The sequence below is a fragment of the Microvirga alba genome (genome assembly GCF_015694465.1).
GTDB lineage: Bacteria > Pseudomonadota > Alphaproteobacteria > Rhizobiales > Beijerinckiaceae > Microvirga > Microvirga alba.
Window position 1 is genome coordinate 118,833 of sequence record NZ_JADQDO010000001.1, and the last position, 25,520, is coordinate 144,352.

The 25,520-nt window shown below is 64.4% G+C and carries 28 protein-coding genes; 12 read left to right on the top strand and 16 right to left on the bottom strand.

Going from position 1 to position 25,520, the window contains the following annotated elements; translation table 11 throughout:
• Positions 1–2: 2 nt before the first annotated feature.
• From I2H38_RS00570 to I2H38_RS00580, 3 genes are read left to right on the top strand one after another with little or no spacing between them, the layout of a single operon-like run.
• The gene (locus I2H38_RS00570; RefSeq protein ID WP_196269862.1) at positions 3–854 is read left to right on the top strand and encodes an SDR family oxidoreductase; all 852 of its coding nucleotides are present in this window, start codon (positions 3–5) and stop codon (positions 852–854) included.
• Between the two features lie 40 nt (positions 855–894).
• Complete coding sequence (locus I2H38_RS00575) at positions 895–1,890, top strand: magnesium transporter CorA family protein (protein ID WP_196269863.1); 996 nt, start codon at positions 895–897, stop codon at positions 1,888–1,890.
• A gap of 9 nt (positions 1,891–1,899) precedes the next feature.
• Entirely contained in the window at positions 1,900–2,646 is a 747-nt protein-coding gene (locus I2H38_RS00580) for an SOS response-associated peptidase (protein WP_196269864.1), read from the top strand.
• Between the two features lie 184 nt (positions 2,647–2,830).
• Here I2H38_RS00580 and I2H38_RS00585 read toward each other — a convergent pair whose 3' ends face one another.
• Both I2H38_RS00585 and I2H38_RS00590 read right to left on the bottom strand, forming a co-directional pair.
• Positions 2,831–4,081: a class I SAM-dependent RNA methyltransferase gene (locus tag I2H38_RS00585; protein ID WP_324617318.1), complete on the bottom strand. Its 1,251-nt coding sequence runs from the start codon at positions 4,079–4,081 to the stop codon at positions 2,831–2,833.
• The gene (locus I2H38_RS00590) at positions 4,074–4,802 is read right to left on the bottom strand and encodes a TlyA family RNA methyltransferase (protein ID WP_196269865.1); all 729 of its coding nucleotides are present in this window, start codon (positions 4,800–4,802) and stop codon (positions 4,074–4,076) included. Before I2H38_RS00590 ends, I2H38_RS00585 begins: the two co-directional genes overlap by 8 nt.
• A gap of 89 nt (positions 4,803–4,891) precedes the next feature.
• On the opposite strand from I2H38_RS00590, the gene I2H38_RS00595 reads away from it, so the two are divergent.
• Positions 4,892–5,611, top strand: coding sequence for a superoxide dismutase (locus I2H38_RS00595; RefSeq protein ID WP_196269866.1), 720 nt, complete (start codon positions 4,892–4,894; stop codon positions 5,609–5,611).
• 49 nt (positions 5,612–5,660) lie between these two features.
• On the opposite strand, the gene dxs is transcribed toward I2H38_RS00595, so the two are convergent.
• From dxs to ygfZ, 7 genes are all read right to left on the bottom strand, one after another.
• Positions 5,661–7,568, bottom strand: coding sequence for a 1-deoxy-D-xylulose-5-phosphate synthase (dxs, locus tag I2H38_RS00600; protein ID WP_196269867.1), 1,908 nt, complete (start codon positions 7,566–7,568; stop codon positions 5,661–5,663).
• A 100-nt stretch (positions 7,569–7,668) separates the two neighbouring features.
• Entirely contained in the window at positions 7,669–7,917 is a 249-nt protein-coding gene (locus I2H38_RS00605; protein WP_196269868.1) for an exodeoxyribonuclease VII small subunit, read from the bottom strand.
• 75 nt (positions 7,918–7,992) lie between these two features.
• Positions 7,993–8,505, bottom strand: coding sequence for a tyrosine phosphatase family protein (locus I2H38_RS00610; RefSeq protein WP_196269869.1), 513 nt, complete (start codon positions 8,503–8,505; stop codon positions 7,993–7,995).
• A 29-nt stretch (positions 8,506–8,534) separates the two neighbouring features.
• Positions 8,535–9,131, bottom strand: coding sequence for a YfbR-like 5'-deoxynucleotidase (locus I2H38_RS00615; RefSeq protein ID WP_196269870.1), 597 nt, complete (start codon positions 9,129–9,131; stop codon positions 8,535–8,537).
• Positions 9,131–9,739 (bottom strand): DNA-3-methyladenine glycosylase I, encoded by a 609-nt coding sequence (locus tag I2H38_RS00620; RefSeq protein WP_196269871.1) that lies wholly within the window; start codon positions 9,737–9,739, stop codon positions 9,131–9,133. The genes I2H38_RS00615 and I2H38_RS00620 overlap by 1 nt, the downstream gene beginning before the upstream one ends.
• Before the next feature lie 924 nt (positions 9,740–10,663).
• Entirely contained in the window at positions 10,664–11,302 is a 639-nt protein-coding gene (locus I2H38_RS00625) for an FMN-binding negative transcriptional regulator (RefSeq protein WP_196269872.1), read from the bottom strand.
• 109 nt (positions 11,303–11,411) lie between these two features.
• Positions 11,412–12,284 (bottom strand): CAF17-like 4Fe-4S cluster assembly/insertion protein YgfZ, encoded by an 873-nt coding sequence (ygfZ, locus tag I2H38_RS00630; RefSeq protein WP_196269873.1) that lies wholly within the window; start codon positions 12,282–12,284, stop codon positions 11,412–11,414.
• A 74-nt stretch (positions 12,285–12,358) separates the two neighbouring features.
• On the opposite strand from ygfZ, the gene I2H38_RS00635 reads away from it, so the two are divergent.
• Entirely contained in the window at positions 12,359–13,693 is a 1,335-nt protein-coding gene (locus tag I2H38_RS00635; protein ID WP_196269874.1) for a dihydroorotase, read from the top strand.
• 7 nt (positions 13,694–13,700) lie between these two features.
• Here the strand turns inward: I2H38_RS00635 and I2H38_RS00640 are convergent, their stop codons facing one another.
• The 5 genes from I2H38_RS00640 to I2H38_RS00660 all read right to left on the bottom strand — a co-directional run bounded on the left by I2H38_RS00640 (position 13,701) and on the right by I2H38_RS00660 (position 17,177).
• Positions 13,701–14,462 (bottom strand): alpha/beta hydrolase family protein, encoded by a 762-nt coding sequence (locus I2H38_RS00640; protein WP_196269875.1) that lies wholly within the window; start codon positions 14,460–14,462, stop codon positions 13,701–13,703.
• 169 nt (positions 14,463–14,631) lie between these two features.
• On the bottom strand, positions 14,632–14,889 hold the full coding sequence (locus I2H38_RS00645) for a hypothetical protein (RefSeq protein WP_196269876.1): 258 nt from the start codon (positions 14,887–14,889) through the stop codon (positions 14,632–14,634).
• 136 nt (positions 14,890–15,025) lie between these two features.
• Positions 15,026–15,553 carry a TIGR02301 family protein gene (locus I2H38_RS00650; RefSeq protein ID WP_324617319.1) on the bottom strand — a complete coding sequence of 176 codons (528 nt, stop codon included), beginning with the start codon at positions 15,551–15,553 and terminating at the stop codon, positions 15,026–15,028.
• 26 nt (positions 15,554–15,579) lie between these two features.
• The gene (locus I2H38_RS00655; protein WP_196269877.1) at positions 15,580–16,029 is read right to left on the bottom strand and encodes an NUDIX hydrolase; all 450 of its coding nucleotides are present in this window, start codon (positions 16,027–16,029) and stop codon (positions 15,580–15,582) included.
• Positions 16,026–17,177 carry a citrate synthase gene (locus tag I2H38_RS00660; protein ID WP_196269878.1) on the bottom strand — a complete coding sequence of 384 codons (1,152 nt, stop codon included), beginning with the start codon at positions 17,175–17,177 and terminating at the stop codon, positions 16,026–16,028. Before I2H38_RS00660 ends, I2H38_RS00655 begins: the two co-directional genes overlap by 4 nt.
• 76 nt (positions 17,178–17,253) lie before the next feature.
• On the opposite strand from I2H38_RS00660, the gene I2H38_RS00665 reads away from it, so the two are divergent.
• The gene (locus I2H38_RS00665; RefSeq protein WP_196269879.1) at positions 17,254–18,321 is read left to right on the top strand and encodes a citrate synthase/methylcitrate synthase; all 1,068 of its coding nucleotides are present in this window, start codon (positions 17,254–17,256) and stop codon (positions 18,319–18,321) included.
• Positions 18,322–18,414: 93 nt separating this feature from the next.
• Here I2H38_RS00665 and I2H38_RS00670 read toward each other — a convergent pair whose 3' ends face one another.
• Entirely contained in the window at positions 18,415–19,137 is a 723-nt protein-coding gene (locus I2H38_RS00670) for an SDR family NAD(P)-dependent oxidoreductase (protein WP_196270563.1), read from the bottom strand.
• 191 nt (positions 19,138–19,328) lie between these two features.
• On the bottom strand, positions 19,329–19,937 hold the full coding sequence (gene pdxH / locus I2H38_RS00675) for a pyridoxamine 5'-phosphate oxidase (protein ID WP_196269880.1): 609 nt from the start codon (positions 19,935–19,937) through the stop codon (positions 19,329–19,331).
• Positions 19,938–19,983: 46 nt separating this feature from the next.
• On the opposite strand from pdxH, the gene I2H38_RS00680 reads away from it, so the two are divergent.
• From I2H38_RS00680 to ribB, 6 genes are all read left to right on the top strand, one after another.
• On the top strand, positions 19,984–20,463 hold the full coding sequence (locus tag I2H38_RS00680; RefSeq protein WP_324617320.1) for an RT0821/Lpp0805 family surface protein: 480 nt from the start codon (positions 19,984–19,986) through the stop codon (positions 20,461–20,463).
• Positions 20,464–20,597: 134 nt separating this feature from the next.
• Positions 20,598–21,542: a DnaJ C-terminal domain-containing protein gene (locus tag I2H38_RS00685; RefSeq protein ID WP_196269881.1), complete on the top strand. Its 945-nt coding sequence runs from the start codon at positions 20,598–20,600 to the stop codon at positions 21,540–21,542.
• Positions 21,543–21,661: 119 nt separating this feature from the next.
• Entirely contained in the window at positions 21,662–22,492 is an 831-nt protein-coding gene (gene fabI / locus I2H38_RS00690) for an enoyl-ACP reductase FabI (RefSeq protein ID WP_196269882.1), read from the top strand.
• Positions 22,489–23,082, top strand: a complete 594-nt coding sequence (locus tag I2H38_RS00695; protein WP_196269883.1) for a histidine phosphatase family protein — start codon at positions 22,489–22,491, stop codon at positions 23,080–23,082. Before fabI ends, I2H38_RS00695 begins: the two co-directional genes overlap by 4 nt.
• A 158-nt stretch (positions 23,083–23,240) precedes the next feature.
• Positions 23,241–24,353, top strand: coding sequence for a chorismate synthase (gene aroC / locus I2H38_RS00700; protein WP_196269884.1), 1,113 nt, complete (start codon positions 23,241–23,243; stop codon positions 24,351–24,353).
• 36 nt (positions 24,354–24,389) lie between these two features.
• A complete protein-coding gene (gene ribB / locus I2H38_RS00705; RefSeq protein WP_196269885.1) occupies positions 24,390–25,475 on the top strand; it encodes a 3,4-dihydroxy-2-butanone-4-phosphate synthase in 1,086 nt (361 codons plus the stop codon).
• Positions 25,476–25,520: the final 45 nt, after the last annotated feature.

Sequence of the window (25,520 nt, forward strand, 5' to 3'; positions counted from 1 at the left end):
TCATGACCCTTCAAGGTAAAACCCTCTTCATCACCGGCGCGTCGCGCGGCATCGGTCTCGCCATCGGTCTTCGCGCGGCGAAGGACGGGGCGAATGTGGTCATCGCGGCCAAGACCGCCGAGCCGCATCCCAAACTGCCGGGAACGATCTACACGGCGGCGCAGGAAATCGAGGCGGCGGGCGGAAAGGCTCTGCCGCTTCTCGTCGATGTGCGCGACGAAGACGCGGTGAAGGGCGCAATCGCGAAGACGATCGAGACCTTCGGCGGTCTCGACATCGTCGTGAACAACGCCAGCGCCATCAGCCTGACGCCGACGCCGCAGACCGACATGAAGCGCTTCGATCTGATGCACCAGATCAACACGCGCGGCACCTACATGGTGTCGAAATACGCCATCCCGCATCTGGAGAAGTCAGCCAACCCGCACATCCTGATGCTGTCGCCGCCCCTCGACATGAAGGAAAAATGGTTCGCCCCGCATCTGGCCTATTCGCTCGCGAAATACGGCATGAGCCTGTGCGTGCTGGGGCTCGCGGGCGAATTGCGGGGCCGGGGGATCGCGGTCAACGCGCTCTGGCCGCGCACGACCATCGCGACGAGCGCGGTCAAGAACCTGCTCGGCGGCGACCAGATCGTGCAGGCCAGCCGCACGCCCGAGATCCTGGCCGATGCGGCCCATGCGGTCTTCGAGAAGCCCTCGAAGAGCTTCACCGGCCATTTCCTGATCGACGACACTTTCTTGAGCGGGGAGGGCGTGACCGATTTCGAGAAGTACCGGGTCGACCCGTCCGTGCCCCTGATGCCGGACTTTTTCGTGCCGGATGATGTTTCGCTGTCCTCACATTCGTCATAAAAGGCGGGTTACAACCGCATCGGAATAGGCGGAGACATGCATGATTTTGATTCACAGGCCTGCGGGGCACACGGTCGCTTCGAACGAATCCCTCGACCGTTATGCCCTGCAACCGGGTGAGCCGATCCCGGACGACGCCCTGTGGATCGACATGGTCGAGCCGACCCGCGAGGAGGATCGGCTGGTCGAGCATCATCTCAACATCGAGATCCCGACCCGGGAAGAGATGGCCGATATCGAGCCGTCCGAAATTCTCTACAACGAGAACAACGCGCGCTACATGACCGCGCGCGTGCTCTGCAGTTCCGACACCGAGACGCCGAAGCTCATCGATGTCTCCTTCATTCTTACCGAGAGAGCGCTGGTCACGGTGCGCTATGGCGAGCCGCGATCCTTCACCATGTTCATGTCCCGCGTGGTGAAGCCGGGTGGATGCCGCCACCAGCCGGAGGCGGTGCTCGACGGGTTGATCGAGACCATCATCGACCGCGCCGCCGAGATTCTTGGCAATGTGGGTGGGCGCATCGACCGCCTGTCGCAGACGATCTTCGAGAACGAACGGCAGGGCACGCGCCGCGCCGCGTCCTTCCGCGCGGCGCTGAAATCCATCGGCCGCAAGGGCGATGTCATTTCCAACGTGCGCGAAAGCATGGTCTCCGTAGAGCGCCTGCTGCTCTTCCTCTCGGCGAGCATGCCGCGCCCGCAGCGGACACGAGGCTTTCAGGCGGAGTGGCGCACGGCCTTGCGCGACGTGCAATCCATTGAGGAACACGCGACTTTTCTGTCCAACAAGATTCAGTTCCTGCTCGACGCGACGCTCGGCCTCGTCACCATCGAGCAGAACGACATCATCAAGCTGTTCTCGGTGATGGCGGTGATCTTCCTGCCGCCCACGCTCATCGCATCGATGTACGGCATGAATTTTCACTCCATGCCGGAATTGCAATGGGAGTTCGGCTATCCCTTCGCGATCGGCCTGATGATCCTCGCCGCCGTGCTGCCTTACGTTTTCTTCCGCTGGAAGCGCTGGCTCTGATCAACGGATATGTGCGGTCGCTATTCCATCGTTCTGGCTCCTGATGCGTACCGGAAATTCTTCGAGTACGCCGAGAATCCGAACTTCCCGCCGCGCTACAACGTGGCTCCGACGCAGCCGATCCCCATTGTGATCGAGGAGAAGGGCGAGAGGCATTTCCAGCTTGTGCGCTGGGGCTTTCTGCCCGGTTGGGTCAAGGACCCGAAAGAATTTCCGCTCGTCATCAACGCGCGCGGGGAAACGCTTGAGACCAAGCCTACGTTCAAGGCCGCGTTGAAGCGTCGCCGCTGCGTTTTTCTGGCTGAGGGTTTCTATGAGTGGCGTCGCGAAGGCCGCGAGAAGACGCCGTTCCTCATCCGCATGCGCGCGCGTGAGCCCATGCCGCTCGCGGGCCTCTGGGAAACCTATAGCGCTCCCGACGGCAGCGAGATCGACACCGCCGCCATTATCACGACCGACGCCAACGGCGTTCTCGCCGCCGTGCATGATCGCATGCCGGTGATCCTCTCGCGAGAGGATCTGAAAACGTGGCTCGATGTGAGTGACGAGGACACGAAGAAGGCCATTCGCCTCGTCCGCCCTTGCCCGGAGGACTGGCTCGACATGGTGCCGGTTTCAAGCCGCGTGAACAAGGTCGAGAACGACGATCCCAGTTTGCAGGAACCGCTCTTAGAGCCGGAGGCGAAGCCTGTTGCGGCGCCCAAGCGCAAGATGGCGAAACCGCGTTCCGATGATGGTCAGGGCTCTTTGTTTTAGGCGGGCGCTTGCTGTCATTCCGGGTCGCCGCAGGCGAGCCCGGAACCCATAACCTCTAACGTTGCCGAAAAACGCGCAACGGCGACAACGCTGTCGTCTCCTGACACGTCAGCGTTCATGGGTCCCGGGTTCCGCTACGCGGCCCCGGAATGACAGCGGTGTTGTGAAGGAACGTACCGCCCGTTCATCGCCGTTTCTTCATCACATCGCGCCGCAGAATGCCGACGACCTCCACATGCGGGCTGTACTTGAATTGATCGACCGCCATGACCCGCTCGAGGCGGTAACCTCCGGCGATCAGGATTGCGGCGTCGCGGGCGAAGGTGGCGGGGTCGCAGGAGACGCTGACGACGAGGGGCACTTTCGAAGCGGCGAGCTGCTTCGCCTGCGCCTCCGCACCAGCGCGCGGCGGGTCGATGACGACCGCGTCGAAGGCGTTCAATTCCGGGACCAGGAGCGGACGACGGAAGAGGTCGCGCGCCTCCGTCGTGACGCGCCGCAGCCCCGGCGTCGCGCGAGCCGCTTTATCGAGTGCGGTGACCGCGCCCTTGTCGGTTTCCACCGCATGCACATCGGATTTTTCCGCGAGGCGCAAAGCGAATGGGCCGCAGCCGGAGAAAAGATCGGCGACGCGCTTGGCGCGTTCGCAGGCTTGCGTGACGAGACCGGCCAAACTCTCTTCGCCGAGGCGCGTGGCTTGCAGAAAGGAGCCCGCAGGCGGCACGACAGTCGCGCGGCCCATGGGGATTGCAGGCGGACGGCGCTCCACCACCACGTCGCCGTGGATCGACAGACGCGCGAGATCGAGATCGGCTGCAAGACCGATCAGGCTCAGACGGTCCTTGTCCTTCAACGGGCCATGGCCCCGCACGTCCACATCGAGGCCGTTCTCGGTCGCCGTGATCTGAACGTCGAGTGGCTTGCGCGCCGCGCCCAGCTGCTTGCCGATGGCGCGCGCGACGATGGGAGCCTGTCGCTGCAAGGCGGGCACGGCGATGGGGCAATGGTCGATCTCGATGACATGGTGGCTGCGCGCCGCCATGTAGCCCACATGCATGGCGCGATCGGGGAAACGCACGTGCAACGTGACGCGCCGCCGACCCTCGCCATGTGCATCGACGAGCGGCTCGATCGGCGCTTCGATCCGCGCCTGGCGTAAGGTGTGCGCCAGCGTGTCCTGCTTCCAGGATCTGTAAAAATCGTCGTGCATATGCTGCGTCGCGCAGCCGCCGCATTCACTGAAATAGGGACAGAAGGGTGTCTCGCGCTCGGGCGAGGGCGTATCGACGCTGAGAAGGCGCGCTCGCGCGCCGTCGCGTTCGATGGTGACCGTCTCACCGGGTAGCGCATATGGCACGAAGACGGGGCCGCCCGTGCTCTCCGCGATTCCGTCCGCCTTCGCGCCGAGACGCATGATCGTCACCTGTTCAACCACGGCGCGCTCCCAACAAGAATTCCCGATTGCCGTCCCCGCCCTGGATGGGCGAGGGGATAAGCCCCAGCGGCGCAAAGCCGAGCGAGGCGATGAAGGCCGTCATATCCTCGCAGACCGCGCGATGCACGGCTTCATCGCGCACGATGCCCTTTTTCACATGGTCTCGCCCGGCCTCGAATTGCGGCTTCACGAGAACGGCGAGCGCAGCGCGCGGCTTCAACAATGCGATTGCGGCCGGCAAGACGAGTTTCAACGAGATGAAGCTCACATCGGCGACGAGAAGATCCGCCGGTTCGGAAACCAGCTCAGGGCTCAAGGTGCGCGCATCCGTGCTCTCGAGGCTCGTGACGCGCGGATCCTCGGCGACCTTGGGATGGAGCTGGCTATGCCCCACATCGACCGCGTACACGTGGGACGCGCCGCGCAACAGCAACACCTCCGTGAAGCCGCCGGTCGAAGCACCGATGTCGAGGCAGGTACAGCCCTGCGGATCGATCTGGAATACGTCAAGCGCAGCCGCCAGCTTGACGCCGCCGCGCGAGACATAAGGATGCGGTTGTTCGGCGGTGATGACGGCCTCGCTCGGCACCATCTCGGAGGGCTTGCGCACGCTCACGCCGTTCACGGTAACGAGGCCGGCAGAGATCGCCTCCTGCGCCCGTGCGCGGCTTACGAAAAAGCCACGCTCGACCAGAACCATGTCGGCGCGTTTGCGGGTCATGCGGGCCTCGGGCCGGTGTGGATCATAACGCTCTCGTCCTCGATCATGCGCCGCCCTATGTCGCTCCTGAAAGCCAACAGGAGGGAGCCATGCCAAACCTCAGCCGCCGCAACCTTCTCATTGGCGCAACGGTGTTGAGCGCCAGCGCTGCCATCCCGCGCGCTCGGGCGCAAGTCCCCAGCGGCCCCTATAAGCTCGAACCATTGCCCTATGCGTATTCCAAGAATGAGCCTTGGATCGATACACAGACCATGGAGCTTCACCACGACAGGCACCATGCGGCCTACATCGCCAATCTCAATGCCGCGCTCAATCAATATGGAGAAGCGGCCAAGTTGCCGCTTCAGGACCTGCTGGCGAGCCTGGCGCAGGTCCCGGACACCGTTCGCATGGCCATTCGCAACAATGGTGGGGGGCATGCCAATCACACCATGTTCTGGCAGCTCATGGGTGGGTCGGGCGGAGCGCCCACCGGCGAGCTAAAAAGCGCCATCGAGCGCGATCTCGGCGGGTTCGAGAAGTTCCAGACCGATTTCGACGCCGCGGGTTTAAGCCAGTTCGGCTCGGGCTGGGTCTTTGTGACGGTCTCCCCCGAAGGCCATCTAGCGATTGTCACAAAGCCGAACCAGGACACGCCCCTCATGCAGGGCCAACGGGTTCTGATGGGCAATGATGTGTGGGAACACGCCTATTACCTCAAATATCAGAACCGTCGCGCCGATTACCTGAAGGCGTGGTGGAACGTGCTCGACTGGGACAAGATCAACCAGCGCTACGCCGCAGCGAAGGCGGGCACGCTGACGATTTGAGAAACCTTTCCGTCATTCCGCGCCCGCGGAATGACGGAGTGGATCGTCTTCACGCCCGCGCCTTGTGTGGCGTCTCGTGGCCAAGCGCCTCGAACACCTTGGCGATGATCCCGGCTGCGTCGAGACCGGCGGTTGCGTACATGCGCTCCGGCTTGTCGTGGTCGAGGAACGTGTCCGGCAGGACCATGGCGCGGACCTTCACCGTGCCGCGATCGAGCGCGCCCTTGTCCGCGAGAAGCTGCAGCACGGAAGCGCCGAAGCCGCCGCTGGAGCCTTCCTCGACGGTGATCAGCACTTCGTGGTCACGGGCGAGCCGCAGGATCAGTTCCTCGTCGAGCGGCTTGGCGAAGCGGGCATCGGCGACCGTGGTCGAGAGGCCCCGCGTCTCCAGCTCCTCGGCGGCCTTCAAGGCTTCCGCGAGGCGCGTGCCGAGGGAGAGAATCGCGATCCGGTTGCCCGCGCGCACGACGCGGCCCTTGCCGATGGGAAGCGGCACGCCCTTTTCAGGCATCTCGACGCCGACGCCTTCGCCGCGCGGGTAGCGGAAGGCGATGGGGCCGTCGTCATAGGCCGCCGCGGTTGCGACCATATGCACCAGTTCGGCCTCGTCGGCCGCCGCCATCACCACCATGTTCGGCAGGCAGCCGAGATAGGCGATGTCGAAGGAGCCCGCATGGGTCGGGCCGTCGGCGCCGACGAGCCCGGCGCGGTCGAGGGCGAAGCGCACCGGCAGGTTCTGGATCGCGACGTCATGCACGATCTGGTCGTAGGCGCGCTGCAGGAAGGTGGAATAGATGGCGCAGAACGGCTTGTAGCCTTCGGTCGCCATGCCGGCGGCAAACGTCACCGCATGCTGCTCGGCAATGCCGACATCGAAGGTGCGGTCCGGGAATTCCTTGTGGAACAGATCGACGCCGGTGCCCGACGGCATCGCGGCCGTGATCGCGACGATCTTGTCGTCCTGTCGCGCTTGCCGGATCAGGCTCTCGCCGAAGACCTTGGTGTAGGACGGCGCATTGGCCTTGGCTTTGGCCTGCGCGCCCGTCACCACGTCGAAGGTGGCAACCCCGTGATACTTGTCGGCGGAGGCTTCGGCCGGCGCGTAGCCCTTGCCTTTCTGCGTCACCACATGGACCAGGATCGGGCCGGTTTCGGAATCCCGGACGTTCTTCAGGATCGGCAGCAGGTGGTCGAGATTGTGCCCGTCGATGGGGCCGACATAGTAAAAGCCCAGCTCCTCGAACAGGGTGCCGCCGGTCCAGAACCCGCGCGCGAATTCTTCCGCCTTGGCGGCCTTGTCGTAGAAGAACTTCGGCAGCTTCTTCGCCAGCTGCTTGGCGGTCTCGCGCAGGCCCCGATAGGTGCCGCCTGAGACGAGCCGGGCGAGGTAGGACGACATGGCGCCGGTCGGCGGCGCAATCGACATGTCGTTGTCGTTGAGAATGACGATGAGGCGCGAATGCATCGCGCCCGCGTTGTTCATGGCCTCATAGGCCATGCCCGCCGACATCGCGCCGTCGCCGATCACGGCGATGACGTTGTTCTTTTCGCCCTCGAGATCGCGCGCCACGGCCATGCCGAGACCCGCCGAGATCGAGGTGGAGGTATGCGCCGCGCCGAAGGGGTCGTATTCGCTCTCGGTCCGCTTGGTGAAGCCGGACAGCCCGCCCGCCTGCCGCAAGGTGCGGATGCGGTCGCGGCGGCCGGTGAGGATCTTGTGCGGATAGGCCTGATGCCCGACATCCCAGATCAACCGGTCGCGCGGCGTGTCGAACACATAATGCAGGGCGACCGTCAGCTCCACGACCCCAAGTCCCGCGCCGAGATGCCCGCCGGTCACGGAAACGGCGCTGATGGTCTCGGTCCGCAACTCATCCGCCACCTGCCGCAGCTGGGTTTCGGGAAGCTGGCGAAGATCGTCAGGAATGCGGATCGTGTCGAGAAGAGGTGTGGACAACGTTGTTCTCGCTTGGCCTTGGCAAGCGGCCTGATACTGGAAATAGGGACTTAAGCGGCCTGGTCAAACGTCGGGCTTGGCCGTTTTCATGAAAACCGGTCTATTCGGAGACGTCGAGCGGGGTCGCTCCCGCTGCCTGGCCGTCCGGGCCGATCGTGATTTTTTCGATCCGGGCTTCGGCCTTCTTCAGAAGCTGTTCGCAATGCTTCTTCAGGGCCTCGCCACGCTCATAGATCGAGATCGAATCCTCGAGCGGCACGTCGCCGCGCTCGAGCCGACGCACGATTTCCTCAAGCTCGGCCAGAGCCTTCTCGAAAGGGAGAGCCTCGATGGAGGTGGTGTCAGTCATGCCGTTATCCGCCATTCTCGTGATCCGGCGTTATGCGGATTGCGGGGCCTCATGGCAAGTTTCGGATCAGGCCGGTCAAGCAAGGGGCAGGGTAAAGGGCGTTCCCTCGAAGGCCTCCGCGCCGCGCCCGATGCGGGCAACCGCATCGACCATGCGTCCCCTCCGGCGCAGAATATCGTCCGCCAGCGCGATGAACCGAGGGTTCGGAGTGGCGCTGGGGGCAGCTTGCCGCAGGGCTTGGGCGATCGCGCTCTCGTCTCGCTCCGGCGCAAGGGCACAGGCCGAAATATAGGCCGCGGCTGTGGAGCGGCTGATTCCGGCAAAGCAATGGAAGACGAGGGGGCTTTGCCGGTCCCAGGTCCGGACGAAGGCGAGAAGCTGCTCGATATGCTCAGGCCCCGGGAGAATATGGCCCTCCAGCGGCTCTATGATGTCACTGACGCCGATGAAGAGGTGCCGCTCCGCCAGAATCGTCACCGGGCGCTCGACCGGAGATCCGACGTTCATCAGCGTCACCATGTGGCTGGCGCGCGTCGTGGTGACGGTCTCGTGCAGGCGGGACAGAGGGCTGACGTGGAGGGTCGGCATGGCGATTCTTTCGTTCTCGGGCACCTTATTCAGGGCGTAGCCGTAACGGCCTGGACGCGCGCGCGAAAACGCTCCTGCGCCTCCGTGACGGGCCAGGGATCAAGAAAGGCGTGGATCGACCGGGGCAATGGTTCCGGTCGGCCGAAAATTTTGATCGCTTCCTCGCGGGCAAATCCGGCGAGCTTCGTCGCTTCCAGAAAGGCCGCCTGCCGATCCGCGCGCTTGATAAAACGCTTCAGGATCGCCGAAGGCTCCGGCGGCAGGCCGTAATGGATGTGGATGGCGGCGAGAAGCCGCGCCTCGACGGTCTTATACGCGTCGCCGATGACCACCTTGAAGGGCGAGATGATGTCGCCGATCACATATTCCGGCGCATCGTGCAACAGCACCGCGAGCCGCCAGGCGCGCGACATGTCCGGGTTGAGATGGTCGGCAATGGCCTCGACCAGCAAGCTGTGCTGCGCGACCGAGAAAATATGCGTGCCGATCGTCTGCCCGTTCCAGCGCGCGACGCGGGCAAGGCCATGAGCGATGTCGTCCAGCTCCACGTCGAGCGGCGAGGGGTCGAGCAGGTCGAGCCGCCGCCCGGAGAGCATGCGTTGCCAGACGCGTGGCTCCTTCGACATCAGAGCTTCTCGGCCATCGCTGCACATTCCGCGTGGCGGAAACACCCGGTCAGGTGATCGTTCGCCATCCCCACCGCCTGCATGAAAGCGTAGACGATGGTGGGGCCGACGAAGTTGAAGCCCTCGGCTTTCAGCGCCTTCGAAATCCGCCGCGAGACATCGGTCTCGGGCTGCACGTGGGCTCGGCTCTTGAGGTTGTTCTGAATCGGGCGGCCATCGACAAAATCCCACATGAAACGCGAGAAGCCGCCGCGTTCCTGAATCGCCAGCCAGGCCCGCGCGCCGGCGATGGTCCCCACGATCTTGGCGCGGTTTCGCACGATGCCCGTATCGAGCATCAACGCCTCCACCTTCGCCTGATCGAACCGCGCGATGACGGCGGGATCGAAGCCGGCGAAGGCGGCGCGGAAATTCTCGCGCTTGCGGAGAATTGTGATCCACGAAAGCCCGGCCTGGAAGCCATCGAGGATGAGCTTTTCGAAAAGGGCGCGGTCGTCGAATTCCGGCACGCCCCATTCGGTGTCGTGATAGGCGACGTAAAACGGGTCGGTGCCCGGCCACCAGCAGCGAGTCTTGTTGTCAGGGTGAAGGATCAATCCGTCGGTCATGACCGCAGATGTAACGGCCTCTCGCGCGCACGGGAAGATGGGGTGGGAGAAAGATCACGCCCTCGCTGTTATTTCGGGCCTCGAAAGCGGAGCCCGACCCGAAGGGCCGCGCGAAGTGGGGAAACCCAGAAACACTGACGAGCCAGGACAGGAAGCAACGGCTGTCGCTGCGTCCTGTCCATAACGCGCGGCGGTTATGGGTTCCGGGCTCGCCTGCGGCGCCCCGGAATGACAAAGAGCGCTTCCCTCCGTCATTCCGGGGCCGCGAAGCGGAGCCCGGAACCCATACCCGCTGACGGTTGAGGATAAAGAGCAACGGCTGTCGGCCGTGTTGTTCGCAAAGCTCAGCGGTTCTGGATTCCGGGCCCGCCCCTACGGGCCGTCCCGGAATGACGGGGGCGCTCTCGCTGATGCTCAGCCCGCAATGACGACAGCGAAGAATGTTCCTCTTTTGTTCTTGACATTATTCCCAATCTTGGCTATCTCTCCTCCTGTCCCGGCCCACCGAGGGGCGCGCTCGCGAGGCGTCGTGATTGTGGGGTCGGGCACGGTCCCGCGAGTGGGGGTACGCAACCCCATTCGGCGGGAGGCCCAGGCTGTGCCGAGGGCTCAGGTTGGTCCGGGGCCGCCCGTCTCTCGCAGACGGTGTCCGCCACGGGCAGCTGTTGGAGCCAACGCCGCCTGTCCGCCTAAAAGAACCGTGCGCGAGGTGCCAGCCGGCTCTCACATCTCATTGCCATCATCGAGCCGGACCGCACGTCGCGCCACCCTCGATCGCTTCTCAGGCTTGGGGCTTTTTCAGCCCCAAGCCCGCACCCGCTTGCTCTTTGAAAACACCGTGCCGAGGAACGCTCACAAAGCGGTCCTGAAAAGCGCTCTGTTCCGCCGCGTCCCGCCTCGCCATGGATGGGTTCTGCAACCGCGCTACCGCACGCTCCGCTCGTCGACGAGATCCGCCATCTGCTGGGCGGCGTCGGTAGCGGTGCCGCGCAAACCCGACGCCACCCGCTGGCGGTCTGCCTCTGATCTATTCTGGCTGACCTTCCACTTGCCCTCGATGCGGGAGATCTCGATCTCGACGCCGATGATGCCCTTGAGCTGCGCTGCGACGTAGTCGGCGGGCGCATCGGTCACGGCCCAGGGCTCCGGCCGGGCGGCTTCCTGCTGACGGGTTACAGCGCCGATCTGCCGGAGCAGCCAATCGGGGTCGTCGATGACGGTCATGCGGCCATAAGCCTGCACGACGGCGTAGTTCCAGGTGGGGACTACCTTGCCGGTCTCCCGCTTCGCCTCATACCAGGAGGGCGTGATGTAGGCCTCGGTTCCCTGGAAGATGACGAGCGCCTCCTGATCCGGATCGAAGTCGCGCCATTGCGGATTGGCCCGCGAGAGATGGGCCCTCAGCGTGCCTTTCGGCGAGGCCGAGGCATCGAGAGCGAATGGAAACGGGTTGGCGATGAGGCCGGTACTCCCCGTCGTCACGAGCAGCCCGAGCGGATGGGCCTGAATCAGCGCGTGCTGAACCTCAAGGCGATCTTCGCGGAAATGCGGCGGTTGGTACATGGCGGGCCCACTATCGTGTCACGGAGACGCTACCCTCCCTCGCGCGCTCCTGACCAATCAATATTCTCAAGCGCTGCCATCACTTGCGTCGATGGGTGGCGTCGCCCGGCTAAGCTTGTGTCTCGCCGGGAAAGGGGAAGTCGATCCAGGCTGGCTTTTCCAACTGCACGGGAATGCCCCCGGCCCGGATCGTCTCGCCCGCTGCCAGCGCATCCGCCGCCCGGTCGAGGCGGATCATGAGAAGGCCCTTGCCGTCCGCGCCGGTGCCGGTCTTGCCGAGCGATTTCTCGCCCGCGATGACTTCGGCACCAACTTCGGCGGCAAACCCGCCCTCATAATGAGCCGGCACGATGCGGGTGCGCGCGGTGCCGCGATGCTGCATGCGGGACACCACCTCCTGCCCCACATAGCAGCCCTTGTCGAAATCGACCCCGTGGAGCTGATCCATCAGCGCTTCATGCGGAAAGGCGTCCCCGAACAGAAAATCCCGGCCGCCTTCCGGCACACCGAGTGCGATGCGGTGCGCGTGGTACTGTTCGGGCGAGGCCTTCGCGAATTCCGCGCTGTCCTCGCCTGCGACAATCGCGCGCCAGCCGAGCGCGGGTTGGCGCGGGTCTTCCACGACGAGGCCGGTCTCATCATTCGGTGTCGGGGCGTCCCAGCCCACAATGACGGCGAGCTTGTCGGAGAGATCCTCGACCGTGACCTTCGCCCGGAGCTTGTAGAAACCGAGGCGCTTGGTGAGATCGGCCGCGTAACCCTTCAGGACGTCGAGATAATATCCGCCGCCGATCTCGGCGGGGGCCTCGAAGACGATGAAATCGAACAGAATTTTGCCCTGCGGCGTCAGCAGGGCACCGAGCCGGGCCTTTTGAGGCGAGACGCGGTCGAGGTCGCAGGTGATGAGACCGTCGAGAAAAGTCTTGGCGTCCTCGCCGGAAACTCTTACCACGCCTCGATCGGCCAGATGAGCTGACGGCATGCCCCGCTCCAGTTGCTTTTGCAATAAGCGTGACATAGGCCCAGTCGGCGCCAGCCTCAAGGGATGAGATTACCATGCCCCAAACGTTCGACCTGATCCTCAAGGGCGGCATTGTCGTCAATCACGATGGACGCGCTGAGCGCGATGTGGGCGTGAGGGACGGCACCATCGTCGCCATCGGCGACCTCTCTCTCGCCTCGGCCGGACGCGAGGTCGATTGCCGGGGCCTGCACATCCTGCCGGGCGTCATCGACACGCAGGTGCATTTTCGCGAGCCCGGCCTCGATCACAAGGAAGACCTGGAAACCGGGTCCCGCGCCGCTGTCATGGGCGGTGTGACGACCGTGTTCGAGATGCCCAACACCGATCCGCAGACCACGAGCGCGGAGGCGCTCGCCGACAAGATCAAACGCGGGCATCATCGGATGCATTGCGACTTCGCGTTCTGGGTCGGCGGCACGCATGACAATCTGAACGACATTCCCGATCTCGAACGCCTGCCGGGCGCTGCCGGCATCAAGGTGTTCATGGGCTCGTCGACCGGCTCTCTGCTGGTCGAGGATGATGAAGGCATCGCCAATATCCTGCGCCGCACCCGTCGTCGCGCTGCCTTCCATTCGGAGGATGAGGCGATGCTGCGGGAGCGCAAGAATTTGCGCATCGAGGGCGATCCGCTTTCGCATCCGGTCTGGCGCTCGGCGGAAGTCGCGCTTGCCTGCACGCAGCGCCTCGTGCGCATTGCGAAAGAAACGGGAGCGCGCATTCACGTGCTGCATGTGAGCACCGCCGAGGAGATGGCGCTCCTCAAAAACTACAAGGATCTCGCCTCCGTCGAAGTCACGCCGCACCATCTCACCCTCGTCGCGCCCGACGCTTACGAGCGGCTTGGCACCTACGCGCAGATGAATCCGCCCGTGCGCGACGAATTCCACCGGCACGCACTGTGGGAAGGGCTCGATGAAGGCATCGCCGACATCCTCGGATCGGATCACGCGCCCCATACCCGCGAGGAGAAGGATCGGACCTATCCGAACACGCCGTCCGGCATGACCGGCGTGCAAACGCTCGTGCCGATCATGCTCGACCACGTGAATGCGAGCCGCCTGACGTTGGAGCGCTTCGTGGACCTGACGAGCGCCGGCCCGAAGCGACTGTTCGGCATCGCGAAGAAAGGCCGCATCGCCGCGGGCTACGACGCCGATTTCACGGTGGTCGATCTCAAGCGCCGCGAGACGATCACGAATGATTGGATCGCTTCCAAATGCGGCTGGACGCCCTATGACGGTGTCACCGTCACCGGCTGGCCCGTCGGCACGATCGTGCGCGGCAACGTGGTGATGTGGGAGGGCGCACTCGACGCGCCTTCACGCGGCGAAGCGGTGCGGTTTGAGGAAACCCTGAAGGGATAGAAACAACTCACGTCATGAGATGACGCTCGAAGAACGCGATCACTTGTTCGTAGTGTTCGTTTTCGGCAGCGCTTCCCGGAATGTGATCTTCGCCCTCGTAGTAATGCACCTCGGGCGCGTGGCCGTGGTGTTTGAGCCGCTTCTCGAGACGGCGCGTCATGTCGACGGACCAGACGCGGTCCGCCGTTCCATGGCTGAGGAAGATCGGGCCGTCGAAGCGCTCGATCTCGATGGGAGTCGTCGGCAGCAGGCCCTCCGACGAACCGCGCCATGTCCACGCGCGCTTCCCCGGGTCCCAGGCCTGCCAGCCGGGATCGCCCGTGTCGCGCCAGGCGGCGGCGTTCGAGGCTCCGCAGACGACGTCGGGCGGGCTGTGCGCCGCCAGCGCGTCCGGCAATCCGCCGACGCCGTCTCGCGCCATGAGCGAGGCCAGCAACAGCGCATGTTCGGCGCCGCGTGATACACCGTAAATTCCGATCTTCGGGCCCACGCAGGCGAGGTCCCGAAGCGCATTCAGCGCGCTCACGGTCTGATCGAGCGGGGCGTCGGTGATGTTGCCCGCGTTCCAGAAATTCCCGCCCTTCGAGTACGGGAAGGGGAAGGCGAGAAAGCCATGGGCGGCGAGGATGGCCGCATTCCGATGGCTCCATCCGGACCACGCTCCCTCGGACCCGTGCAGGACCATGATCGCGGGAAAAGGCCCGTCGCCGGGTGGCCCGTAAGTGGTTCCCCACGGCGGCAGCAGGCGACGAACGATCTTGAGCGGCATCCAATGACCCCCGTGGCGACAGCGCAAGCCTTCACTCGCGCAGATCCCGGTAATGTAATTGAATTGCGTCTCGCCTCCAGGGAGAAAAGCACCGAGCGACGGAATATCGCTCGGCCCTGGCTTTTTTGCCCGGCAATTAGCAAGCGGTGGGGATCAGTCGGGCCGCGTCTTAGTGCTTCAGCGCCAACGAAAATGAGCCGCTGCGGATCTTGTCCGGCAGGCCGGCGGCGTATTCCGCCACCGCTTCCTCGCCATAGGTCGTGACGAGCTCCATGAAGGCTGCGAAAAGCGCTGCCTGCGCCATGCAATCGGCGTCGAGCCCATCGAACTCGGCCTCGGCGAAAGCCTCGGTCACATAGCTCAGGGCCGCCTGTTTGATGGCGCTCAGTTCTGGCAGGTCGGAGAGAGGGACGTCGTTATCGTTCATGATCAAGGCCCCTTTTTCAGGGGCGGCGCGCGAGTACGGTTAAAAACGCAACCTACGCGGCGCACCGGCCCAAGGCCAGCATCACCTTGCAAAGAGGTTAACGCGAGGGGGCAAGGCCGCAATTAATGTGGATAAATCAGCCGCCGTAGCGCGCGGCGATCGTCCGGGCCAATTGCTCGCCTTCTGCGAGGTAGCGGGAGGACGCTTCCTGCGCGGAGGCTGTGCAGATCCGGTAGGTCAGGGCATAGGCTTGGTAGCCCTTGTTATAGGCGCCCGCGAGCCGCTCGCGCCGGCCCGGCGTCGTGCCCTCCGCCTCGAGAAGCGCCTGCATGCGTTTGCTCCATTCGGCTCCGTCGGGCGCTGCGCATAATGGCCGCAGCAGCGCGAGGGAGCCCATGATCTCGGAGAGCCGCAACAGATCGTTTTCATAGGGGGCTGGCGGGGGCTCGACGCGGGGTGCCGGTTCAGCCTTTTGCGGTGGCGGCGCGGGTGCGGGGCGATGCGGTTGCGGCGCCCGCCGTTGCGGTGGCGGCTGATATTGCGGCGGGAACTGATATTGCGGAGGCGGCAGGTATTGCGGCGGAGGGCCTTGCGGCGGCAACCCGAAGAGTCGCTCGAAGAAGTTTTGAGCCGTCGCGGGTTCGGGCAGTCCAAGGATCGCCACGGTGACGAGGAAAAACGAAAAGCCTCTCAGCGACAGGCGTCCTGCTGCTCGAGCCGGAAAGCTAAATCCAGAATTCCGGCAAGACCCGGCGTCATGGGCAGATCGGCGATGTCGCTCTGTGTGACCCAACGGATCTCCCTGGCTTCCGGTCCTGTCCGCGGCTCGCCCGAAACCCAGCGCACGGCGTGAGGGGCGATCACGACATGATGTTTAACTCGGCCGTCCGGCTCCCGTTCAATCAACTCCACGGGAGAGAGGAGACCGATCAGCTTGGCCTTAACCCCGACCTCTTCATGAAGTTCCCTGAGCGCCGCTTCGCCCAAGGTCTCGCCGGTCTCGACCTGGCCGCCGGGGAGAGAGAACAGACCCTCTCCCGGTGGTTTTCCGCGCGCGGCGAGAAGCACGCGCCCGTCCCGGAAAACCGCGACGGAGGCGGCAAGAAACGGACGGGTCGGATAGAAGCGATCCCTCGTCATGGGAAAGCCTTGTCTTGCGCCACCACGTAGCGGGCGCGGGGGCGAATGAGGGTGGCCTGCTGGCGCTGCTCGACGGCATGAGCGAGCCATCCGGCCGTCCGGCCGATGGCGAACAGCGCGAAGGCTGCGCCGCGCGGCAGGTCGTAGGCGCGCTCCATCATCACAAGACCCGCATCGACGGTCGGCCCCTCGCCGGCGTGCTCGCTCTCCCGCAGGATCGCGGCATCGATGGCGCGCAGGGGCAGGTCCTTGACGAGAGTCGCGCCGCGCGGGTCGCCTTCCGGGTAGAGCGGATGATGAAAACTCGGGAAAGCCTTGCTCTGAGAAGGCGCTCGGCCGCCTCGGTCATCGCATTCTTCCAGAAAGGCGCGCATGTGGTCTGTCGCACCGCCATGGAGCGGGCCACTCAAAGCGGCCAGGCCCGCGATCACCGCATTGCGCAAGGATGCGCCGGTCGAAGCCGCGACCCTGACCGCGAAGGCGGAGGCGCTGAGTTCATGATCGGCGCAGAGCACGAGCGCGCGCCGGATCGCGTCGGCTGCCTCGGCGGAGACGTTCCATGACGACGCCAGATGGCGATGAAGGGGCATAATGCCGGGATCCGCCCCGCTTCCCGCCGCCGCCATCAAGCGCAGGATGGTTGCGATCTCACGGTTCGGGTGCTGGCGATTCTCGGAGGCTTGCTCGGACAGAAGATGAATCGCCTGAGAGACGAAGCCCTGCGAGCCGAGGGCGGGGCCCGCCAAGGGGCTGATGGGAGGCGAAGGCAGGGCGAAGGCATCCGCGGCGATGTCGCCGATCAGCAGGCACGCGGCGTCCTCAAGGGGCGCGGTCTCGGCCAGGTCCACCGCATCCACACCCCGATAGAGAAGATGGCCGTCCTTGATCTGCGTGAGCGCGGTCTCCAGCACCGGAAGCCCCCAATCGAGCGCGGTCGCGGCAGCGGCAGTCGGGCGGCGAAACTGCGTCCGGCGCTTCACCAGGGCCTCCACGTCATCCAGCGCATAGAGGCGCTGGCGCGGATCGTGAGGCGAGGCGAAGGAGCGGATCAGCCCCCGGCTGACATAGGCGTAGAGGCTCGCCCGGCTGATGCCGAGGCGGCTGGAGGTCTCCTGTGCGGAGATCAGATCAAGGGATGCTGGCTTCATATATTGATATGTTGATTCAAGATTGACCGGGAGGCAAGCCCGGCGGGACACTCATGCTCGAAAAAGGAGAAACTCCATGAAGCTCGGACTTGATGATGTCGTTGCCGCCGAAACGGTGCTTAGCCATGTGGACGGCGAGGCGGGCCGCCTGATCATCCGTGGGCACGACCTCGAAGAGCTGGCGGGCCGCTTGTCCTACGAGGAGACCGTCGCGATGTTGTGGGACGGGCTGGTCCCGTCATTCGTCGATCCTCGCGCGGTGATCGGCGCGGCGCGGGTGCGGGCCTTTGGCCATTTTGCGCCGCTTGCTCCCCATCTGACCGGCCTGACGCCGGTCGAGGGCATGCGCCTTTTGCTTGCGGCCCTGCCAGATGCGGAGACGGATCATGCATCGCTTGCAGTCGGAGCGGCGGCGGTCGCGGCGGCGATGGCGGTTCGGGGCACGAAAGGGCTCCTGCCCGTGGCGCCCGATCCGTTGATGGGTCACGCCGCCGATCTGCTACGCATGCTGCGCGGCGCGCCTGCCGATCAAGGCGAGGCTGAGGCCCTCGACACTTATCTCGTGACGGTGATCGACCACGGCCTCAACGCTTCCACCTTCACCGCCCGCATCGTCGCCTCAACAGAGGCCGGTTTGCTGTCGTCCGTGGTGGCGGGTTTGTGCGCGCTCAAAGGTCCGCTCCATGGCGGCGCGCCGGGGCCGGTGCTCGACATGCTCGATGCTATCGGGTCAGCGGAGAATGCCGAGGCTTGGCTCGACGATGCCATCGGGCGCGGCGAGCGGCTCATGGGCTTCGGGCACCGGGTCTACCGGGTTCGCGATCCGCGCGCCGATGTGCTGAAGGCTGCCGCCGGGCGCTTGAGGGGCCGTGACAACCGCATCGCCTTCGCCGAGGCGGCGGAGAAGGTGGCACTCAAGGTGCTGGAACGGCGCAAGCCCGGCCGCCGGCTCGACACCAATGTGGAGTTCTACACGGCATTGCTGCTGGAGGCGCTCGGCATCCCGCGCGAGGGCTTTACACCTCTCTTCGCCGCAGGACGCACGGCGGGCTGGGTTGCGCATGCGATCGAGCAGGCGAGGACCGGCCGGATCATCCGGCCGCAATCGCGCTATGTCGGACCATGGCCGGCTGAGGCCGCGTAGAGTGGGTGCGGTCCGATTTGGAACGGATCACCGTTTCATTCGGTGGGGCATGATTTTTTCGGAAAACCAGCCCCCACTTTTCGGGGTCATGCCCTAAACGTGCTGTCCGCCGTTGATGTGGAGTTCGGCGCCGGTCACGTAGGACGAGGCGTCGGTGCAGAGGAAATAAATCGCCTTTGCCACCTCGTCCGGCGTGCCGAGCCGCCGGAGCGGGATTTGCTCGACGATCTTCTCGGTTCCTGGTGAAAGGATCGACGTATCGATTTCGCCCGGTGAGATCGCATTCACGCGAACGCCCAGCGGCCCGAAATCGGCCGCCATCTCGCGGGTGAGCGCCGCAAGCGCCGCCTTCGAGGTCGCGTAGGCCGCGCCCGCGAAGGGATGGACGCGGGAGCCGGCAATCGAGGTGACGTTGACCACCGAGCCCTTGGCGCGGGTCAACTCGTCCACGAGGCCGCGCGCCAGCATGATCGAGGCGAAGAAATTGACCTGGAAGACCCGCAGCCAATCCTGATGCACAGTCTCGATCGCGCTCAGCCGCGAGCCGCCGGGGCCTTTGGGCGAAATGCCCGCATTGTTGACGAGGGCATGCAGAACACCGCCCTCGACCTCAAGCCGCCCCTTCACGTCGCTGATCGCGCGCAGCGTATCGTCTGCGTCGGCCAGATCGACCTGAAGATGATCCTCCGGCCCCATCTCCCACGGGCAGTTTTCGGGAAAGGGATGCCGCGAACAGGTAATGACCCGCCAGCCTGCGGCCGAAAAGCGCTTCACGGTGGCATGTCCGATCCCCCGGCTTGCGCCGCTGAGCAACATGACGCGACGGGGATGATTGGTCGAAGAGGACATGGAGGAACCTATGTGAAAGGGCGCAGACCCTAACGTGGTGGGAGGCTGGGGTCTACCGGCCGAGGACGCATTGCTTCGCAGTCATGGCCGGGCTTGTCCCAGCCATGTCGATAAGAAAAACGCACAGGCCCGGTGATGGCCACCGGGGTCTTTGCCGCTCAGGGGTAGAGGCGTGTTTTGCGCCAGCCTTCGCCTTCGCGGGTGAAGACGACCCGGTCGTGGAGGCGGAAGGGGCGGTCCTGCCAAAACTCGATGGAGATGGGAGCGATGCGGAAGCCCGTCCAATGGGGCGGGCGCGGCACCTCGCCGATGGCATATTTCGCGGTGTTCACCGCGACTGCCTTTTCCAGGGCAAAGCGGCTCTCCAGCGGGCGGGATTGCTGGCTCGCCCAGGCGCCGATGCGGCTGTCGCGCGGGCGGCTCTGGAAATAGGCGTCGGCTTCCGCGTCGCTCACCAGGGTCACCGGACCGCGCGCGCGGATCTGCCGGCGCAGGCTCTTCCAGTGCATCACCAGCGCCGCCTTCGGCTGGCCGAGGAGTTCGCGGCCCTTGTTCGATTCGGTGTTGGTGTAGAAGACGAAGCCGTTGTCATCCGCCCCCTTCAGCAGCACCATGCGGACATCAGGCAGTCCGTCCTGATCCACGGTCGCCAGCGCCATGGCATTGGGGTCATTAGGCTCGGAGGCTTCGGCTTCCTTCAGCCAGGACTGGAACAGGGCGAAGGGCTCATGGGCTTCGGTGAAGTCACCGCTTGTTAACTGATTCAAGGCTTTATCCTGGGATGTGACTCGTTCGTTCCGGGAGACTCGACGCGTGACGATTGCCAATGCGCGCCGTTATAGATCAGACGCTCTCCTGAGCGAAGCCAAGAAAATCCTCGCCGTGGGGCTTATCGCCCTGAGTGCGGGCGCTTGCAGTTTCACCTTCGGCGTCATCGGCATGCAAGAAGACGAGCCGGAAGCTACGGGCTCGGTTGCTCCGCAGGTGGCGGCGCCGCTCTCCCCCGATCTCGACGAGGAGGATTGGCGGCGGGCCAAGGCCGCTTTGGCGGTCGCTCTCGACCCACAGGGGCCGGGAACACTCGTCTCCTGGGATAATCCAACCTCGACCATGAAGGGCTCCTTCGCGGCCGCAGGCGCGCCTTTCGTGAAGAACGACGAGATCTGTCGCGCTTTTTCGGCCAATCTCAACGGGACCTCAGCCGCGACGCTGCAAGGCACGGCCTGCCGCCCCTCCGGCGGCGAATGGGTCATCAAGGATATCAAACCGGCAAAGGTCCCCGCTCGAGCTTGAGGCCGCATGATCCCCCTTGTCCCGATCATGTTCTAAAGCTTAGCAAAGCGTTGCGAACGCGCCGCATTTTTCCCATATGGTCGTCAGCCCCTGCTGGGCTGCCAGCCCTTTTCTGACGGCTAACGGATTCCACGATGCGCAACCCCTACGATGTCCTCGGCGTGCAGCGCTCCGCGAGCGAGGCGGAGATCAAGAAGGCGTTCCGCAAGCTCGCCAAGACCTATCACCCGGATCGCAACAAGGACGATCCGAAGGCCAAGGATAAGTTCGCGGAGGCGAATGCCGCCTACGAGATTCTGGGCGATGCGACCAAGCGCGGTCAGTTCGACCGGGGTGAGATCGACGCCGATGGAAAGCCGCGCTTCCAGGGCTTCGAGGGGTTCGGCGGCGGCCGCGGCGGTGGCGCGCGTTATGAGAATTTCAGCTCCGGCGGCGGCCCCTTTGGCGGACGCGGCAGCGCGCGCGGTCAGGGTTCCGAGCCGGGAGATGACTTTTTCTCGCAAATATTCGGGGACGCATTCCGCTCGGCAGGCGAGGGCGCGACGCGCCAGAGCCGTTCGCGCGCCCAGCCTCAGAAGGGTGAGGATGTCTCAGCAACGCTTTCGGTGACCCTGGAAGAGGTGGCGAGCGAGGCAAAGAAGCGGCTGCATCTGCCCACGGGCCGCGATGTGGACGTGGTCATCCCGAAAGGTGTATCCGACGGGCAGGTGATCCGCCTGCGCGGGTTGGGGCAGGCAGGCCCAGGCGTCGAGCCGGGTGATGTGCTCCTCACCATCAAGTTCGCGCCGCATGAGCGCTTCACGGTCGACGGGGCGAATCTCCATCTGCGGCTGCCGATCGAAATCGAGGACGCGATCCTCGGTGCTTCCGTGCGCGTACCGACCCTGACCGGGGCGGTGGCGATGAAAATCCCGCCCATGACCAATTCCGGCCGCACTTTCCGGCTGCGCGGCAAGGGATTGCCCACCAAGACCGGACATGGCGATCTGCTAGTGGTCAGCGAGATCACGTTGCCCGAGGTCGTGGATGAAGATCTGATGGAATATGCCCGCAAGCGCCGCTCGGCGAAGGCGGAATAGGAAACTTCACCGTTCGGAAACGCTGATTCACAAGGCTAAGGCGGTTGGGTCTTCCCCCCCGTCGCTCTGTCGGATAAGAAGCCCTCTTCTGACGTGTCCAGCGACGATTTAGGTGAATCATGGCGGAGACCACGGCGCCCGGCATTTTGGCCGGCAAGCGCGGTTTGATCATGGGTGTTGCGAACAACCGTTCCATCGCCTGGGGTATCGCGCAAGCGGCTCGCAACCACGGGGCCGAGCTTGCCTTCACATATCAGGGCGATGCCCTGAAAAAGCGCGTCGAGCCCCTGGCGAAGGAGCTTGATGCCGCAGTCGTCGGCCATTGCGACGTCACGGATGCTGCCAGCATCGACGCAGTTTTCGACGAGGTGAAGAAGCTCTGGGGCTCTCTCGACTTCGTGGTCCATTGCATCGCCTTTTCCGACAAGGACGAGCTGACTGGCCGCTATGTGGAGACGACCGAAGGCAACTTCACGAAGTCGCTCCTGATCTCCTGCTATTCCTTCACGGCGGTCGCCCAGCGCGCCGAGAAGCTGATGACCGATGGCGGTTCGCTGCTGACCCTGACTTATTACGGCGCCGAGAAGTGGATGCCGCACTACAACGTCATGGGTGTCGCCAAGGCGGCGCTCGAGGCGTCCGTGCGCTATCTCGCGGCCGATCTCGGGCCGAAGAACATCCGCGTCAACGCCATCTCCGCCGGTCCGATCAAGACGCTGGCGGCTTCCGGCATCGGCGACTTCCGCTACATTCTGAAGTGGAACGAGTACAACTCGCCGCTCCGCCGCACCGTCACCACCGAGGAAGTTGGCGAGACCGCCGCCTATCTCGTCTCCGACATGTCGCGCGGCATGACCGGTGAAATCCTCCATGTGGACGCGGGCTACCACGTCGTCGGCATGAAGAACCCGGAAGCGCCCGACCTCTCGCTGGACAAAGAAGGCCAGTGAGCGAGAAGCGTCCCACGATCTACCTCATCCGCCACGGCGAGACAGACTGGAACGCTGAGGGACGGCTTCAAGGGCAGCAGGACATTCCGCTTAACGCCGTAGGCCGTGTGCAGGCCGAGGAGGCGGGGGCGCGGCTGCGCGGCCTCGTTCTCGACTATGGGAGCCTCGACTACGTGGCGAGCCCCATGGGCCGCACGCGCGAGACGATGGAGCGGATGCGCGATGCTGTCTTCCTCGATCCGAGCCAGTATCGCCTGGACGATCGGCTCGTCGAGCTGACCTTCGGCTCCTGGGAAGGCATGACCTGGAAGGAAGTCCGTAAAAAAGATCCGCAAGCCGCCGCGATGCGCGAGCGCGACAAGTGGAACTTCGTCCCACCGGATGGTGGCGAGAGCTATGCCATGCTGGCCGGCCGCATCCGCCCTTTCCTGGACGATCTGACACGCGATGCGGTCGTGGTGGCCCATGGCGGCGTCGCGCGCGCCTTTCTGGCGCTGGCCTGCGGCGTCTCAACCCGTCACGCCGCCAGTATCGACATCTGGCAGGGCAAGATCCTCGTCATTGAGGGCCGCAAGCATTATTGGGCGTGACGGCTGTCACCCCCGTCCCGGCGGTCCATCAAGGTCACCGCTCGTCAAGCGGCCCTCGGGATGACGTGTTGGGGTGGGGCCGCGTTATTGACGGGCAAAAACCGGTTTCCACTTTTCCGGATCATGCTCTAAGACGCCCTGAACCTTGTTAAAGCGCCATGTCCCATAACACCTTCGGTCACCTTTTTCGCGTCACCACCTTCGGCGAAAGCCACGGACCGGCCCTCGGCTGCGTCATCGACGGTTGTCCGCCGATGATCCCCCTCGAAGCGTCCGAGATCCAGGCGGAACTCGACCGCCGCCGTCCTGGCCAGTCGCGTTTCACGACCCAGCGGCGTGAGCCCGATGAGGTCAAAATCCTCTCCGGCGTCTTCATGGACGAGCGCACAGGCCGTCAGGTCACCACCGGAACGCCCATCGCGCTCATGATCGAAAACGTCGATCAGCGCTCGAAGGACTATTCAGAAATCAAGGAATCCTACCGTCCCGGCCACGCCGACTTCACCTACGATGTGAAATACGGCATCCGCGACTATCGCGGTGGCGGCCGTTCTTCTGCGCGTGAGACGGCCGCCCGCGTGGCCGCGGGCGCGGTCGCGCGGAAGATCGTGCCCGGAGTCACGATCCGTGGCGCTTTGGTGCAGATGGGACCCCATCCGATCAACCGCGCCCAGTGGGACTGGGATGAAGTCTCGCTCAACCCCTTCTTCTGCCCGGATGCCGAAGCGGCGGCCTTTTACGCGGATTATCTCGATGGTCTGCGCAAGGAAGGCTCCTCCATCGGCGCGGTAATCGAGATCGTTGCGGAGGGCGTGCCGCCTGGGCTCGGGGCGCCGATCTACGGCAAACTCGATTCCGATCTGGCTTCCGCGCTCATGTCGATCAACGCGGTCAAGGGTGTGGAGATTGGTGACGGTTTCGCTGCCGCTGCCCTTCGCGGCGAAGAAAACGCCGATGAGATGCGCCCGGGCAATGCGGGGGCTCCCACGTTCCTGTCGAACCATGCCGGTGGGGTTTTAGGCGGCATTTCCACGGGGCAGCCGGTGGTGTGCCGCTTCGCCGTGAAGCCGACCTCCTCGATTTTGACGCCCCGCGCCAGTGTGACGCGTTCCGGCGCCGAGGCTGAAGTCGCAACTAAGGGGCGGCACGACCCCTGCGTCGGTATTCGCGCCGTGCCGGTGGGCGAGGCGATGGTCGCTTGCGTTTTGGCAGACCATTTCTTGCGCCATCGGGGGCAACTCGGCTCTAGCGTCGAGTGGCCAATCAAGTAGAGATCGCGGTCGGGCGAAAGATCGAAAGAGAGCGACATGACGGGCCATAGCGTCACCGAAACCATCGAAGCCTTTGCGCGGGGTGAGATCGTCATCGTGACCGACGACGATGACCGCGAGAACGAGGGCGATCTGATCGTTGCTGCTTCTTTCTGCACGCCGGAGAAGATGGCCTTCATCATCCGCAACACCTGCGGCATCGTCTGTGCGCCGCTGACCGCCGCCGAGGCCCGTCGCCTGCGGCTCGACCCGATGGTTCCTTCAAATGATGCGCCGCTCGGCACCGCCTTCACGGTAACCGTCGATGTGCGCCACGGCCTGACGACCGGCATTTCGGCCGAGCAGCGTTCCAACACCGTCCGCGCACTCGCCAACAACAACATGGGCGCAGCCGATTTCGTGCGCCCCGGCCACGTGTTCCCCCTGATTGCCAAGGATGGCGGCGTCCTTATGCGCTCCGGCCACACGGAAGCCGCCGTCGATCTTTGCAAACTCGCCGGCCTGGCGCCGGTCGGCGTCATTTGCGAACTCGCCAATGACGATGGCACGGTGATGAAGGGGCCGCAGATCGACGCCTTCGGCCAGAAGCACAATCTCAAGCGCGTTTCCGTTGCGGAGCTGATCGCGTATCGGCAGGCGCGCGAGAAGCTGGTCGAGCGGATCGCGACCTTCCCGGTCGAGACCGAGTGGGGGCCTCTCACGGGCTATGCTTATTCGACTCCTTTCGACAGCGTCCAGCACATGGCACTGGTCCACGGTCGCATCGGCGATGGGACCGACATTCCGGTGCGGTTGCATCGCGCCAATGCCCTGACCGACGTGTTCGAGGGTGGCAAGACCATCGCCGCCGCGATGCATCGTTTCGCAAAAGAGGGCCGGGGCGTCCTCGTCTATCTCCGCGACGGCACGGCGGGCGTTCCGACCACGTCGTTTTCCGAGGGCGACGCGACGGCCTCGGAAGCCATGCGTTCGAGCCAATGGCGCGAAGTCGGCCTCGGCGCGCAGATCCTGAAAGACCTCGGTGTGGTCTCCATCCGCAATCTCGCCACAACTTCGCGATCTTACGTTGGGTTAAGCGGATTCGGAATCGACCTTCTCGGTGAAGAGCCGCTTGAAAGCTGACCCTAGGGGTCAGGCGAGCAAGAACTAGCGTCCCTTCACCGGGGG